This is a genomic window from Streptomyces endophytica (genome assembly GCF_026153355.1).
Lineage (GTDB): Bacteria > Actinomycetota > Actinomycetes > Streptomycetales > Streptomycetaceae > Streptomyces > Streptomyces endophytica.
The window spans coordinates 3,895,174-3,909,234 of record NZ_CP110636.1 but is presented as its reverse complement, the minus strand read 5'-3'; the positions used below and the strand labels follow the sequence as shown (position 1 = coordinate 3,909,234).

The 14,061-nt window shown below is 70.2% G+C and carries 12 protein-coding genes, 1 pseudogene and 1 riboswitch; of the genes and pseudogenes, 3 read left to right on the top strand and 10 right to left on the bottom strand.

Annotation, left to right across the window (positions count from 1 at the left end; all coding sequences use genetic code 11):
- Positions 1 to 6: 6 nt before the first annotated feature.
- From OJ254_RS17425 to OJ254_RS17410, 4 genes are all read right to left on the bottom strand, one after another.
- Positions 7 to 1,053: a C40 family peptidase gene (locus OJ254_RS17425; protein ID WP_265363068.1), complete on the bottom strand. Its 1,047-nt coding sequence runs from the start codon at positions 1,051 to 1,053 to the stop codon at positions 7 to 9.
- A gap of 307 nt (positions 1,054 to 1,360) precedes the next feature.
- On the bottom strand, positions 1,361 to 2,386 hold the full coding sequence (locus tag OJ254_RS17420; protein ID WP_265363067.1) for a C40 family peptidase: 1,026 nt from the start codon (positions 2,384 to 2,386) through the stop codon (positions 1,361 to 1,363).
- A 311-nt stretch (positions 2,387 to 2,697) separates the two neighbouring features.
- Positions 2,698 to 4,071: an NYN domain-containing protein gene (locus OJ254_RS17415; protein WP_265363066.1), complete on the bottom strand. Its 1,374-nt coding sequence runs from the start codon at positions 4,069 to 4,071 to the stop codon at positions 2,698 to 2,700.
- A gap of 18 nt (positions 4,072 to 4,089) precedes the next feature.
- Complete coding sequence (locus tag OJ254_RS17410) at positions 4,090 to 4,329, bottom strand: hypothetical protein (protein ID WP_261951962.1); 240 nt, start codon at positions 4,327 to 4,329, stop codon at positions 4,090 to 4,092.
- Between the two features lie 339 nt (positions 4,330 to 4,668).
- Here OJ254_RS17410 and OJ254_RS17405 point away from each other — a divergent pair, with 339 nt between their 5' ends.
- Together OJ254_RS17405 and OJ254_RS17400 are read left to right on the top strand one after the other, a co-directional pair.
- The gene (locus OJ254_RS17405) at positions 4,669 to 5,349 is read left to right on the top strand and encodes a rhomboid family intramembrane serine protease (protein ID WP_265365202.1); all 681 of its coding nucleotides are present in this window, start codon (positions 4,669 to 4,671) and stop codon (positions 5,347 to 5,349) included.
- Positions 5,346 to 5,627: an Lrp/AsnC family transcriptional regulator gene (locus OJ254_RS17400; protein ID WP_030415457.1), complete on the top strand. Its 282-nt coding sequence runs from the start codon at positions 5,346 to 5,348 to the stop codon at positions 5,625 to 5,627. The genes OJ254_RS17405 and OJ254_RS17400 overlap by 4 nt, the downstream gene beginning before the upstream one ends.
- 491 nt (positions 5,628 to 6,118) lie before the next feature.
- Here the strand turns inward: OJ254_RS17400 and OJ254_RS17395 are convergent, their stop codons facing one another.
- The 6 genes and pseudogenes from OJ254_RS17395 to ctaE all read right to left on the bottom strand — a co-directional run bounded on the left by OJ254_RS17395 (position 6,119) and on the right by ctaE (position 13,349).
- Complete coding sequence (locus tag OJ254_RS17395; RefSeq protein WP_265363065.1) at positions 6,119 to 7,546, bottom strand: aminotransferase class V-fold PLP-dependent enzyme; 1,428 nt, start codon at positions 7,544 to 7,546, stop codon at positions 6,119 to 6,121.
- Between the two features lie 192 nt (positions 7,547 to 7,738).
- Positions 7,739 to 7,856, bottom strand: a riboswitch (SAM riboswitch).
- A gap of 92 nt (positions 7,857 to 7,948) precedes the next feature.
- A complete protein-coding gene (gene trpD, locus OJ254_RS17390; RefSeq protein WP_265363064.1) occupies positions 7,949 to 9,013 on the bottom strand; it encodes an anthranilate phosphoribosyltransferase in 1,065 nt (354 codons plus the stop codon).
- Positions 9,014 to 9,153: 140 nt separating this feature from the next.
- Entirely contained in the window at positions 9,154 to 10,788 is a 1,635-nt protein-coding gene (gene qcrB / locus OJ254_RS17385; protein ID WP_265363063.1) for a cytochrome bc1 complex cytochrome b subunit, read from the bottom strand.
- Positions 10,785 to 11,846 carry a cytochrome bc1 complex Rieske iron-sulfur subunit gene (gene qcrA / locus OJ254_RS17380; RefSeq protein WP_265363062.1) on the bottom strand — a complete coding sequence of 354 codons (1,062 nt, stop codon included), beginning with the start codon at positions 11,844 to 11,846 and terminating at the stop codon, positions 10,785 to 10,787. Before qcrA ends, qcrB begins: the two co-directional genes overlap by 4 nt.
- Positions 11,843 to 12,651 (bottom strand): annotated as a pseudogene (gene qcrC / locus OJ254_RS17375) (cytochrome bc1 complex diheme cytochrome c subunit). Before qcrC ends, qcrA begins: the two are co-directional and overlap by 4 nt.
- Before the next feature lie 77 nt (positions 12,652 to 12,728).
- On the bottom strand, positions 12,729 to 13,349 hold the full coding sequence (ctaE, locus tag OJ254_RS17370; RefSeq protein WP_201801954.1) for an aa3-type cytochrome oxidase subunit III: 621 nt from the start codon (positions 13,347 to 13,349) through the stop codon (positions 12,729 to 12,731).
- 274 nt (positions 13,350 to 13,623) lie between these two features.
- Between ctaE and OJ254_RS17365 the strand changes: the two genes are divergently transcribed.
- Complete coding sequence (locus OJ254_RS17365) at positions 13,624 to 14,025, top strand: DNA-binding transcriptional response regulator (protein WP_261951956.1); 402 nt, start codon at positions 13,624 to 13,626, stop codon at positions 14,023 to 14,025.
- Positions 14,026 to 14,061: the final 36 nt, after the last annotated feature.

The window sequence follows — 14,061 nt, the reverse complement described above, 5'->3', positions numbered from 1 at the left end:
CGGCGTTCAGGGCCGGGTGACCGCCGAGATCGGCATCATCCCGACCGGGTCGTAGCGCACCCGGGCGCCGGGATAGGGCGCGTGCACGACCTGGCCATGGCCGACGTACATCCCGACGTGGCTGCCGTCCGAGCGGTAGATGACCAGGTCCCCGGGCCGGATCCGGCCGAGCGGCACCCGGTGTCCGGCGCCGCGCTGGGCCTGTGACGTACGGGGCAGCGAGACGCCGGCCCGGCGGTAGGCCCATTGGGTGAGTCCGGAGCAGTCGAAGGCGCCGGGGCCGGCGCTCCCCCAGGCGTACGGGGAGCCGACCGCGGCGCGTACCGCGGCGACGGCCGCGGCGGCCCGTCCGGAGACCGGCACCGACCCGGCCGGGTCGCGCACCGCCCCGGCGTGCCCCTCGCTGCGGGCGGCCCGCTCCCAGGCCTCCCGGTCCGCCCGCGGCAGCGCGTTCCGCAGCCGCTGGGCGGTGGCCAGCTTGCGCTGGACGTCCTTCTTGTGGCGGGCGACCTGCTCGCGGCTCGCCTCCAGCTCGGCGAGCTTGGCGGCGGTCTCCCGGCGCTGCTGTTCCAGGGAGCGCTGCGCGGCCCGCAGTTCGTGCAGCCGGCCGGCCTGGTGGCGGCCGAGGCGGTCCAGCGCGGAGGCCTTCTCCAGGTAGCTGTCGGGGCGCTCGGAGAGCATCAGCTTCAGGGCCGGGTCCATGCCGCCGGCACGGTACTGGGCGGCGGCCAGCGCGCCGAGCCGGCCGCGCATCCGGTTGACCCGCTCCTGGGCGCGGGCGGTGCGGTCCTGGAGGTCGGCCACCTCGGCCCGCAGCTTCCTGGTCCGGGCGTCCGCGCCGTCGTACTTCTCGGTGGCCCGCTCCGCCTGCTCGTAGAGGGCGTCGACCCGGGCGGTGGCCGCGCCCCGGCCGGCGGCCGGACGGGCGGCGGGGTCGGCGGACGCCGGCGGTGCCGACAGCGCGGCGGCCGCGGTCGCCAGAGCGGCCGACAGAACGGTGACCCCGGCGAGGGTGGCCGGGCCGTGCTGCGGGATACGGCGGTGGGACACCACGGGAGCCGCACTCCTTCCCCTGTGCAGCCCCTGCCGCCCGGGAGGGCGGTCGGTGACCGGATGCTGCGAGGGCAGACAGTAACGGCGCCGGTCCACACCGGCCAAAGACCCCATTTCGTACGCAAAAAGCCGCCCCGCCGGTGACTGTGCAGGTCACCGGCGGGGCGGCAGGTCAGCCGTGGAGGCCGCAATTCGCCCGTTCGGGCGGCAGGTTGAGAGGGTTGTGAGGCTTTTCAGACCCGTTCACCGGCGCATTGGTCACACCGGTGAACAGCGGCCTCGTACGTTCTCAGAGCCTCGTACGTTCTCAGACGCGCACGCCGAATGCGAACGGCATGTTGTTGATCGACTCGTAGCGCACCGAGGCACCGGGCTTCGGGGCGTGCAGCACCGTGCCGTTGCCGGCGTAGAGGCCGATGTGGTGCAGGTCGCTGTAGAAGAGCACCAGGTCGCCGGGCTTGAGGGCGCTCTCCGAGGCGATCCGGGTACCGGCGTTGGCCTGCTGCTGCGAGGTGCGCGGCAGCGACTGGCCGGCCTGCGCGTAGGCCCAGGAGGTCAGACCGGAGCAGTCGAAGGACGACGGGCCGGTGGCGCCCCAGACGTAGGGCGAACCTATCTTGGACTGGGCGGCGGCGAGGGCGGCCGCCCCGCGCTGCGAAGCCGGCACGTCGTCGCCGAGGTTGACCCGCTCGTTGCTGCGGTTGGCGCGGTCCTCCTTGGCCTGCATGGCCGCCCGCTCCTTGGCGGTCATGGAGTTGAGCAGCGCCTGCGCCTTGGCGAGCTTGCCCTTGATCTCGTCCTTCTTGTCGCCGAGCGCCTTACGGGTGTCGGCGAGGTCCTTGATCTTGGCGGCGGCCTCGGCGCGCTCCTGGGCGAGCTGGCGCTGCTTCTCCGCGATGACCTTGAGCTGCTCGGCCTGCTTGCCGCTCAACTGGTCGAGGGTGGCGGCCTTTTCGAGGTAACTGTCCGGATCGCCGGAGAGGAACAGCTGGACCGAGGGGTCGATGGACCCGCTGCGGTACTGGCCGGAGGCGACCGCACCCACGCTCTTGCGGAGCTGGTTCAGGTCGCCCTGCCCACGGGCCACCTTGTCCTGGAGGTCGTCGACCTCCTTCTGGAGCTTGTCCTGCTGCTCCTTGACGCCGTCGTACTTCTCGGTGGCCTGCTCCGCCTCGTTGTAGAGCTTGTCGACCTCGGACTTGACGTCCTTCTTCGACTGGTGGGGGTCGGCCTGGGCGACCTGGGACGACAGGGCGACGGCCGCCGCGGCGGTGGCGGTGAGCACGGTGACGCGAGTACGGCTCGGCTGCTTGGGTCGACGGTGGGACGCCACGGGGGCGAGCTCCTTCTTCCTCCAGCCGCCTACCGGGTGGGGGGGTGAACCCCGGCTCCGCGGGAACGCTGCGGACTCGGCGGTACCTTCACTGTTCATCCCGGGTGGATGATCACCTTAATGAAGGCTCGGGCCCTGACCTTAGTAACCGAGCTGTGATCGCTTCAAATCCTCAGGGGAAAAAACTGCGCCACCAGCCCCATCCTTTACCAACATCACACAGGCAGTGAGCACCAATTGACGCTCAGATACGGAGTGGTGGCGCAGGTCAAGCGAATTACTTCCGGCCGGAAAGCATTGCCGGCCCGGCGTCACGTACGGGCAAGTCGCTTGAGCAGCAGGGCCGATGCGACCGGGCGGGCGCCGGCCTTGGCCACACCGTCCGCCACTTCGCGGTCCGTGGAGACCACCACGACCGGCCGGCCGGGCGGTTCGGCCCGTACCAGCTGACGAATCAACTCATCGGCCGTTACGCCCGGTTTGCTGAAAAGGACCCGTACGCCCCGCGGTGGTGCGAGCAGCACCGGCGCCGCCAGCTCCGCACCGTCGAAGACACAGGTCATCTCCGCACCGGTCTGCGCCGCCAGCACCGCGAGACCGCCCAGCAGCCGCAGCCGCTGCTTGTCGAGCGGCATGGTCGGATAGCCGGTTTTGGTGACGTTGTAGCCATCCACCACCAAATGCGCCTGGGGCAGCGCCAGAAGCTGGTCCAGCAGGGCGGGGTCCATCTCGGACAGCGCACGCGTCGCGATGTCCTTCGGCGTCATCCGGCCCGGCGCGACCGCCTCGACGGTGTCGGCCGGATGGATGCTGGCGGGCGGCAGGGCCAGCTCGCGGCGCAGCCCCTGGGCGGCGTCGAGCACCGTGTCCAGCAGCAGCCGCAGCCGCATGTCCTCGACGCTGCGCCCCTCGCGGGCGGACCGCCGGCTGGTCTCCAGCGCGGCCTCGGCCTCGGCGATCCGGGCCTTGAGCCGGCGCACCTCGCTGTCCGCCGCGGTCTTCTCCGTCGCCGCCCGGTCCCGCGCGTCGAGCAGCGCGGCCTCCGCCTTGCGGACCGCCGCCTCCCCGCGCTTGACGTCGCTGAGCGCACTGCGCAGCTTGCGGCGCAGCGACTCGTTCTCCCGGCGGGCAGCCTCCAGATCGCCCCGGATCCGCTCGGTCTCCGTACGGGCCTCGCCGCGCGCCTGGGCCAGTTCCTCGCGCAGCCGGGCCAGCTCCCGCTCGGCCTCCGCACCGGCCCGCTCGTCGCGCGCCCGCTGCGCCTCCTCGCCGGCCGCCGCGACCAGCTTCACCCAGCCGTCCGGGCGCAGCACATAGGCGGCCGCGGCGACGTCGAGCGGATCGGCGGCGGCCGGCGGGGTGCCGCTCTCCAGCGCCTCGGCCAGCTCCGGCTGGGCCTCGCGCAGCTTCCCCGCGATCCGCTGCCGGAAGACCGCGTCGCTCTCCAGCGCCGCGGCCATCGCGTTCCCGGCGAACTTCGCCCGGCGAGTCGGGGTGAACCGGGCGTACTGCCGCAGCGGGGCCGGGAGTTCGGCGACGGTCAGCGCGCCGAACGACTCCGCGGTGAGCGCCACGACACGGCGCCGTACGCCCTCGGGCAGCGGTCGGTCGAGCACCTCGTCCGCCGCACCCTCGGGTACGTCATGACGCTCGGCCCCCGGCTCCCCTTCTGGACGGTCCACCACGGCTGCATCGCTCCGATCTCAGGCGCTCGCGCCCGGCCGGTCCACCAATTCGATCTGGTCGACCGCGTTGCACCAGCGGCAGCGCACGGACTCGATGCTCTCACTGAGGACCTCGCGCTCCTCCACCTTGGGCTCGCCGGCCAGATCCAGGTGGATGTACTCCACGACCTTGGCCTGGCGGGTCACATCGAAACGGGTGAGGTTGCCGCACAGCGTGCAGCGCCACCGGGTTTCGGCCGTCGGCAGGGGAACAGCCATCGTGTCGTCCTCTTTCGTGCTCGTCGGTCGTGCTGCTGCTGCGCCGTTCACGCGGTGCGCCGTCGGACTGCGGAAGTACGCAAAGTACTGCCTGCAACCCTACGGCCTGATGGGGGGCGGGTGCGGCGCTGCCCGGGAGCCGGGACGCGGCGAGGCACTCTGTCCCGATTGCCCGCATTACGCCATGATCACTTCATGACGGCGCCGGCTCCCCCACCCCGTTCTCCCCGTTCTTCTCGTCCTTCCCTTCCCCGGCTCTTCTTCCGTACGCCGCGCTCCTCCGGCCCGCTCCCCCGCCCACCGCATCCGGCCCGGTCCCTGGCCGCGGTGTTCTCCCGGCTGACGAACGTGCTGATCGCCCTGTGCTGTGCGGTCTTCGTGCTCGGCCCCGCCTCGGGCCTGAACCGGACGTACGGCACCGGCGACGCACTGCTGCGGGCCCAGACCGCGTACTTCGAGCGGTGGGGCGTGGTCCCCGTGGAGCTGTGGAGCGGTTCCCTGCGGGCGCTGATCACCCCGCTCTCCGCGCTGTTCGTGCACGGCAGCTGGCTGCACCTGCTCGGCAACATGCTGTTTCTCTACGTCTTCGGCGGAATGGCCGAGGCGCGGATGGGCCGGCTGCCGTTCGCCGCCTTCTACCTCATCATCGGCTACCTCGCGCTGCTCGGCTACGCGGCCGCGCACGCCGCCTCGGGCCAGACGTTGGTGGGCGCCTCCGGCTCGATCGCCGGCATCCTCGGCGCCTTCCTGTACCTCTTCCCCCGGGCCCGGGTCACCAGCGTCTTCCCCTTCCTCTTCTTCCTCCCGCTGCGCTTCCCCGCCTGGGTCGTCCTGCTCTTCTGGTTCTTCCTCCAATGGCAGGCCGCCCAGGACGACCCCAACGGCCCCGGCGTCGCGTACCTCGCCCACGTGATCGGCTTCGCCCTGGGCTTCCTCTACGCATGGCTGCGCTACCGGAGGGATAGTGTGGGGTCCACCAGCGGGAACGTCCGGGCGAATGAGGGAGAGAGCCAGCCGTGATCACGTCGATCGTGCTCATCAAGACCAGCGTGGACCAGATCCCGGAGATCGCCGAGAAGATCGCCGCGCTGGAAGGGGTCAGTGAGGTCTACTCCGTCACCGGCGCGCACGACCTGATCGCGATGGTCCGCGTCGCCAAGCACGACGACCTCGCGGACGTCATCCCCGGCCGCATCAGCAAGATCCCCGGCGTCGCCTCCACGGAGACGCACATCGCGTTCCGCACGTACTCGCAGCATGACCTTGAGGCTGCCTTTGCCATTGGGCTGGACGCCTAGCCCCCCACGTACCTGGCTTTCCCGCCGCGGGGCGCTGCGCTTTGCGGCGCCCCGCACGTACCCGTCTTTCCCGCCGCGGGGCGTGTTCGCCGTTGCGCCTGGCGGCGGGCGTGGTGTTGTCGGGTGCGGTGCCGGCCCTCCAGACTTCGTCCTCCGGTCCAGCCCCTCCCGTGAGTGGGAGTTTCTGAGCTGGTCGGGGGCGGACCCGGTCTGCTGCCTGCGGGCGCGTGGGCATTACGTGCACCCCCACCGTCCTTCACTTTCCCTCTCACGGGAGGGGACGGGCCGGAGGGGCCGGTTGTGTGGACGTAAAGCGTCAGCAGTCCACACAACCGGCCCCGGAGGCCCGTCACCGCACCCAACAACCACCCAGCCCGCCGCAGGCGCAACGGCGAACAACAACCGCGGCGCCGCAGAAAGGTACGTGGGAGGCGCCGCAAAGCGCGCAACGGCGAACAACACCCGCGGCGGGAAAGCCAGGTACGTGGGGCTCAAGCCGTTGCCGGTACGCAACGGCCGTCCTCCGTGCGGTAGTTCCAGCGTGCCCCGTCGGAGACGAGTTCCTTGACCGCTCGCAGGAAGCGGTCGACGTGCTCGTCGGGCGTGCCGGCGCCGAAGGAGACGCGGATGGCGTTGAGGGAGCTCTCGCCGGGGGCCGCGTCGGGGGCGCCGCACTCGCCGGGGTCCTGCGGGTCGGTGCCCAGCAGGGTGCGGACGAGCGGGTGCGCGCAGAACAGGCCGTCGCGGACGCCGATGCCGTACTCGGCGGAGAGCGCGGCGGCGAAGTGCGAGCTGTTCCAGCCGTCCACCACGAAGGAGAGCACGCCGACGCGCGGGGCATCGTCGCCGAAGAGGGAGAGGACGCGTACCTCGGGGACCTCGGCCAGCCCCGCGCGGACCCGCGCGATCAGCTCCTGCTCGCGGGCGACGAGCGTGTCGAAGCCCGCCTCGGTGAGCGCCTTGCAGGCGGAGGCGATGGCGTAGGCGCCGATGACGTTGGGCGAGCCGGCCTCGTGGCGGGCGGCCGTCGTGTGCCATTCGACATCGACGCCGCCGTCCGCGCGGCGCGAGACCTTGCGGCTGGCGCCGCCGCCCGCCAGGTACGGGTCGGCGTCCTGCAGCCAGTCCGCACGGCCGGCCAGGACACCCGCGCCGAACGGCGCGTACAGCTTGTGGCCGGAGAAGGCGACCCAGTCGACGTCCAGTTCGGCGAGGTCGACCGGGTGGTGCGGGGCGAGCTGGGCCGCGTCGAGGACGATCCGGGCGCCGTGCGCGTGCGCCGCGGCGGCCAGTTCGCGGACCGGCCACAGCTCACCGGTGACGTTGGAGGCGCCGGTGACGCAGACCAGGGCCGGGCCGTACGGCTCGCGGTCGGCGAGCGCGTGCTCCAGGGTCGCGACGGCCTGCTCCGGGGTGCGCGGGGCGTTGAGGTAGGTGACCGTCAGGTCGGCGCGCTGTTCCCACGGCAGCAGCGACGCGTGGTGCTCGGTCTCGAAGACGAACACCCGGGTGTCCTGCGGGAGTACGGCGGCGAGCAGGTTGAGCGAGTCGGTCGTGGAGCGGGTGAAGACGACCTGGTCTCCCTCCCGTCGCCCATCACCGCCCTTGCCCGACCGGGCTTCGCCCGGGCCCCCTTCGATGCGGCAGCCGAGGAATTCCGCGATCGTGCGGCGGCTGTTCTCGAAGAGGTCGGTGGAGAGCTGCGAGAGGTATCCGGCACCGCGGTGCACGCTGCCGTAGTACGGGGCGTAGGCGGCCACGTCGTCCCAGACCCGCTGCAGTGCCGGGGCGCTGGCGGCGTAGTCCAGCGCGGCGTAGTCGACCTCGCCGCCGGTCACGAGCGGGACCAGGACGTCCCGGCCGAGGACGGGCAGCGGGGCACAGACGGAACGGTCGGCGGCAACGGCGGAAACAGACATGGCGAACTCCCGTAAGGCATAAGCGAATTCGCTGCGGAAGGAGGTGGCGGCGGCGCTGTCCGGGTATGCCGGAGCGCGCGGCGCACTGCGCAGCGTGAAAGGAAAAAGGGTGCGGAAAAAGGGGCCGTTGAGCCCTATCGCATTCGCTGATTCACGGAAGTTCTCCCTCGGGGACCAGGATCCCTGGCGAGGGATCCGCGCTTGCCGCAGACCTCGCTGCCTGCGGCCTGGTCATCACCCGGGGCACCCCGCCACGGAAGGAGGGTTGCCGGACAGCGGGCCGGGGCCTGTGTCGCTGTCACTCGTGACCTGCGCAGCATCATGCCACAAGAGCATTTAGCCGCAAGGGCTCAGTCCACATGACGGACTGAGCCCTGCGTCACACGCTGCGTCACCGCGCGCTCAGGCGTTGCTGGCGGCCACCCAGCGCTCCAGCGCCCGCTTGGCCGCGCCCGAGTCGATCGACGCGGCGGCCTGCTCGATGCCGAGGCGGATGCGGTCGGTCAGCGGGGCGTCCGAGGGCTCCAGCGCGACGAGCGCGGCCGCGGAGTTCAGCAGCACCGCGTCGCGGACCGGGCCGGTCTCGCCGTCCAGCAGCCGACGGGCGACGTCCGCGTTGTACGAGGCGTCCGCACCGCGCAGCGCCTCGACGGGGACGAGGGGGATGCCCACGTCGCGGGGGTCGAAGGACTCCTCGCGGACCGTGCCGTCCCGCACGATCCAGACCCGGGAGGTGGCCGTCGTGGTCAGCTCGTCGAGGCCGTCGTCGCCGCGGAAGACCAGTGCGGAGGAACCCCGCTCGGCGAGCACGCCGGCCAGGATGGGCGCCATGCGGGCATCCGCGACGCCGGTCGCCTGGGCCTTCACCCGGGCGGGGTTGGTCAGCGGGCCGAGCACGTTGAACGTGGTGCGGATGCCGAGCTGGCCGCGGGCGTTGGCGACGTGCCGGAGGGAGGGGTGGAACTTCACCGCGAAGCAGAAGGTGATACCGGCCTCCTGGGCCACCTCGGTGACCCGCTGCGGGGTGAGGTCGAGGTTGACGCCGAGCTTCTCCAGGACGTCGGAGGCGCCGCTGGCGGAGGACGCGGCGCGGTTGCCGTGCTTGACGACCTTGGCGCCGGTGCCGGCCACGACGATCGAGGACATCGTGGAGATGTTGACGGTCTTGGCGCCGTCCCCGCCGGTGCCGACGATGTCGACGCTGGGGCCCGGGACCTCGATCAGCCGGGCGTGCGCGTACATCGTCCGGACCAGGCCGGAGATCTCCGCGACGGTCTCGCCCTTGGCGCGCAGGGCCACCGCGAAGCCGGCGATCTGGGCGTCGCTGGCCTCGCCCCGCATGATCCGGTCCATCGCCCAGGCGGTGTCGTCGGCGGTGAGGTCGCGGCCGTCGAGCAGGGCGTTCAGGATGCCCGGCCAGGTGTGAGCCGCCACGCTGTCGCCGCCAATCGGGGTCACAACGTTCATGGTCCACGCTCCTGGTTTGTTCCTGCTTATGTCGTCACCCTATCGAGAGGGGCCATATGCCGGAGGGCCCCGTCCGATGCTCGGAACGGGGCCCTCTGGGTGGCGTACTACCTACGGTGCGCTACGAGGCGCGCAAGGGATCAGTGGTGGCCGTGGCCGCTGGTGATCTCCTTGTACTCCTCGACCGTGGGCTTGGGGATCACGTTGTCCTCGCCGTAGTAGCCCTTGGAGAGCTTGGCGCGGAGCTTCTGCGTCCGCTTGATCTTGCGGCGGACGCCGTTCTCGTCGACCTCCGGGCCCAGCTCCAGCGGCGCGGGCTGCTCGTGCTGGGTCAGGAAGTGCAGCTGCTCCTGGTCGAGCGGCTCGTGGACCTCGATGAACTCACCGTGCGGCAGGCGCTTGATGATGCCGGACTCGCGGCCGTGCAGCACCTTGTCCTTGTCGCGCCGCTGCAGACCCAGGCAGATCCGCTTGGTGGCGATGAAGCCCAGCACCGGCCCGACGAAGAACGCGATCCGGACGAACCAGGTGATCGAGTTGATCGACAGGTGGAAGTGGGTCGCCCACAGGTCGTTGCCGCCGCCGATCAGCATCACGAAGTACGCGATCAGCCAGGCCACACCGAAGCCGGTGCGGGTGGGCACGTTGCGCGGGCGGTCCAGGATGTGGTGCTCACGCTTGTCACCGCGGACCCAGGACTCGACGAACGGGTAGACCGCGATGGCGACCAGGACGAGCGGGAAGAGGAGGATCGGGATCAGCACACCGAAGTTGATGGTGTGGCCCCAGAAGTTCCACTCCCAGCCCGGCATGACACGGACCAGGCCCTCGGCGAAGCCCATGTACCAGTCCGGCTGCGCACCAGTGGAGACCTGGTCCGGCCGGTACGGCCCTATGGCCCACACGGGGTTGATGCTGGCGACCGCGGCGATCACCGAGATCACACCGAAGACCAGGAAGAAGAAGCCTCCGGCCTTGGCCATGTAGACCGGCAGCAGCGGCATGCCGACGACGTTGGTGTTGGTCTTGCCGGCACCCGGGAACTGCGTGTGCTTGTGGTAGAAGACCAGGATCAGGTGCGCCACCAGCAGGCCGAGCATGATGCCCGGCAGCAGCAGCACGTGGACCGTGAAGAACCGCGGGATGATGTCGTGCCCGGGGAACTCGCCACCGAAGATGAACATCTGCAGGTACGAACCGACCAGCGGCATCGCCAGGATGACGCCCTCGATGAACCGCACGCCGGTGCCGGAGAGCAGGTCGTCGGGGAGCGAGTAGCCGGTGAAGCCGGTGAACATGCCGAGCACCAGCAGCAGGAAGCCGAACAGCCAGTTGACCTCGCGCGGCTTGCGGAAGGCGCCGGTGAAGAACACCCGCATCATGTGGACCATCATCGCGGCCAGGAAGACCAGCGCCGCCCAGTGGTGGATCTGGCGGATGAGCAGACCACCCCGGACGTCGAAGCTGATGTCCAGCGTCGACTCGAAGGCCTGGGTCATCCGGATCCCCTGCATGGGCACGTAGGAACCGTGATAGGTCACCTCGGCCATGCTCGGGTGGAAGAACAGCGTCAGGTAGACACCGGTCAGGATGATGATGATGAAGCTGTAGAGCGCGACCTCGCCCAGCATGAAGGACCAGTGGTCCGGGAAGATCTTGCGCATGTTGGACTTGGCGAGGCTGTAGATGCCCAGCCGGCCGTCCGCCCAGTCGGCGATCCGCTCGCCCCGCGGCGCCTGGCCGCGGCGCGTGGTCGCGCTTGTCTCGTTACTCATCCGCGCTCCCAGAAGCTCGGGCCGACGGGCTCCTCGAAACCGCTGGCGGCCTCCAGGAAGCCGTCCTTCACCGTGATGTGCAGCTGCGGCAGGGCGTGACCGGCCGGACCGAAGATCACCCGACCGCCGTCGGAGAGGTCGAACGTCGACTGGTGGCAGGGGCAGAGCACGTGGTGCGTCTGCTGCTCGTACAGGCTGATCGGGCAACCCACGTGGGTGCAGATCTTCGAGTAGGCCACGATGCCCTCGTGGGACCACGCGAGTTCCTGCTTGTCCTTGATGTTCTGCGGCTGGATCCGCACGAGCATCAGGGCGTCCTTGGCGATCTTCTCGTTGAAGTCCTCCTGGTCCTCCTCCAAGCCCTCGGGCTTGGCGAAGGTCAGGGAGCCGACCGCGATGTCCTCGGGACGCAGCGGGAGGTTGGTGGACTGGTTGACCAGGCGGACGCCCTTCTTCCAGTTCGTCGTGCGCAGCTTCGTCCCGGGCAGCGGCCCGAGGTCACGCAGCAGGACGACACCGGAGAGCGGCACCAGGGCCAGCGCACCGAACATCGTGTTGCGGATCAGCTTGCGGCGGCCGAATCCCGACTCCTCGGCGCCCACCTTGAAGTCCGCCAGGACCTTGGCCTTGACCTCGGGGCTGGCCTCGATCGGGTGGCGGTCGTCGGCGACCTCCACGTCCGACATCAGCGTGCGGGCCCAGTGGACCGCGCCGGCGCCGATGCAGAAGAGGGCGGCACCCAGCGTCAGGCCCAGCGCGAAGTTCAGCGCGCTGATGTGGCCGATCGGCCAGATGTACACGATCTTGTCGATCGGGATGGCCACGTAGGAGGCGATGAAGCCCACCGTGGCGATCATGGACACCAGGAAGAGCAGGGCGACGGTGCGCTCGGAGCGCCTGGCGGCCCGCTCGTCGATGTCCTGGGCGCGGTGCTCGTGGGCCGGCAGACCCGGGTCGGCGAACGGGTCGTCCGCCGGGGTCACCGCTCCTTCGTGAGCCTCCCGCTCACCGGGCAGAAATTCTTCTGGCACGTCTTCGTGTCGTCCAGTCTCGCTCATGACTTCTTGGCCTTCGTAGTCCGGGCTGCGACCCAGATGGCGACCGCGACCAGCGCGCCCAGGCCGAAGATGTAGCCGAAGAGACCCTCACTGACCGGACCGAGACCGCCGAGGTCGAGGCCGCCGGGGCTCTCGGATTCATCGCCGTTGACGGCGCCGAGGTACGCGATGATGTCCTTCTTGTTCTGCTTGCTCAGCGAGCCGTCACCGAAGGAGGGCATGTTCTGCGGGCCGGTTTCCATGGCCTCGTAGATGTGCTTCGGGTCCACGCCCTCGAGCGTCGGTGCGAACTTGCCGTCGGTGAGGGCGCCGCCCTTACCGGTGAAGTTGTGGCACTGCGCGCAGTTGGTGCGGAAGAGCTCGCCGCCCTTGGCGATGTCGGCGCCCTCGGAGTTGTACTGCGACTTCTCCGGGATGGTGGGGCCGGCACCCAGCGACGCGACGTAGGCCGCCAGCTGCTCGCGCTGGGCGTTGTTGTAGATCGGCTTCTTCCGCGGCACCTGGGCGCCGGGCTGCTGAGCCGGCATGCGGCCGGTACCGACCTGGAAGTCGACGGCTGCGGCACCGACACCGACCAGGCTCGGGCCGTCGGTGGTGCCCTGACCACCGGTGCCGTGGCAGCTGGCACAGCCCACGGCGTAGAGCTTCTTGCCCTCCTTGATGGCAAGGGACTGGGCGGTGTCATCGGCCTGAGCCTTGTCCGCCGGCGCGAACGCGGCGTACAGCCCCCGGTGACCGCCAGCGCGAAGAGTAGGACGACGAGCGCCGCCAGCGGATGGCGCCGTCGTGCGGAGAGCTTTTTCACGGATTACCCCGGTGTCAGGATCTTCTGCGTCGATGCTTTGGCTATGTCTGTCTGATCTGTGAGGCCGGTGGGACCGGTCAGCGGATCAGGTAGATCGTGGCGAAGAGGCCGATCCAGACGACATCGACGAAGTGCCAGTAGTAGGACACGACGATGGCCGCGGTGGCCTGCGTGTGGGTGAACCTCTTGGCCGCGTACGTCCTGCCCAGGACCAGCAGGAAGGCGATCAGACCGCCCGTCACATGCAGTCCGTGGAATCCGGTGGTCAGGTAGAACACCGAGCCGTACGGGCCGGACGAGAGCGACAGGCCCTCGTGCTTGACCAGCTCGGTGTACTCGAAGACCTGACCGCCGATGAAGATGGCACCCATGACGAAGGTGACCACGAACCAGGCCCGGAGCTTCTTGACGTCGCCGCGCTCGGCCGCGAAAACGCCGAGCTGGCAGGTCAGCGAGCTGAGCACCAGGATCGTGGTGTTGGTCGCGGAGAACGGAAGGTTCAGCGCGCTGGCGGATTCCTTCCAATAAGCCTCTCCGGTCACGGATCGAAGGGTGAAGTACATCGCGAAGAGGGCCGCGAAGAACATCAGCTCGGAACTCAGCCAGATGATGGTTCCGACGCTGGTGAGGTTCGGCCGATTGACCGACGGGTGCGCGTGCCCGGTTTCTACTGTCGTTGCTGTCGCCACGACCGACATTATGTCGGTCGCTTATCCCGCCCTCACTCCGGGGGGTGCCGTTCGGTGTGTCAAGGACGTATGCCCTGCTCGTACGGCCCATTTCCGGCGTCGCCCGAAGGGGGGAAGGCCGGCCGCCGGTACGGTCCCCCGGCCCGCGCGGGCCCGGCCCTGACGGGCCGTCGGGCAGATCTTCGCCCCTTTCGCCCCCTGCTGCGGGGGCCCGCCGCGGGAGTAGCATCCGGCCCATCAGCCCCACCCGATGCTGTGCCGCTACGAAGAGCGTGGAGGAACGATGCAGGCGACTGCCACGGTGCTGGTCTACAGCGACAACGCGGGCACCCGCGAGCAGGTCCGGCTGGCGGCCGGCCGGCGCCCCGCCGCCGATGCCCCCGAGATCGAGATCCTGGAGTGCGCCACCGCACCGGCGGTCCTCGAGGCCCTGGAGCAGGGCGGCATCGACGTCTGCGTGCTGGACGGCGAGACCGCGCCGGCGGGCGGCATGGGGGTCTGCCGGCAGATCAAGGACGAGATCTTCCGGTGCCCGCCGGTGCTGCTGCTGATCGGCCGCCCGCAGGACGCCTGGCTGGCCACCTGGAGCCGCGCGGACGCGGCGGTGACCCATCCGATCGACCCGGTGGCCTTCGCGGACGCCCTGGCCGGCCTGCTGCGCCGCAAGAACCTCGTACAGGTCTGAGGCGCGGGCCGGCGAGCCGCTGGGTGCCGCGTGGCG

Coding starts and splice junctions, on each gene's coding strand:
- qcrA (WP_265363062.1), bottom strand. CDS start 11,846: ATGAGCGAGACTGGACGACACGAAGACGTGCCAGAAGAATTTCTGCCC.
- OJ254_RS17365 (WP_261951956.1), top strand. CDS start 13,624: ATGCAGGCGACTGCCACGGTGCTGGTCTACAGCGACAACGCGGGCACC.
- OJ254_RS17410 (WP_261951962.1), bottom strand. CDS start 4,329: ATGGCTGTTCCCCTGCCGACGGCCGAAACCCGGTGGCGCTGCACGCTG.
- ctaE (WP_201801954.1), bottom strand. CDS start 13,349: ATGTCGGTCGTGGCGACAGCAACGACAGTAGAAACCGGGCACGCGCAC.
- qcrB (WP_265363063.1), bottom strand. CDS start 10,788: ATGAGTAACGAGACAAGCGCGACCACGCGCCGCGGCCAGGCGCCGCGG.
- trpD (WP_265363064.1), bottom strand. CDS start 9,013: ATGAACGTTGTGACCCCGATTGGCGGCGACAGCGTGGCGGCTCACACC.
- OJ254_RS17395 (WP_265363065.1), bottom strand. CDS start 7,546: ATGTCTGTTTCCGCCGTTGCCGCCGACCGTTCCGTCTGTGCCCCGCTG.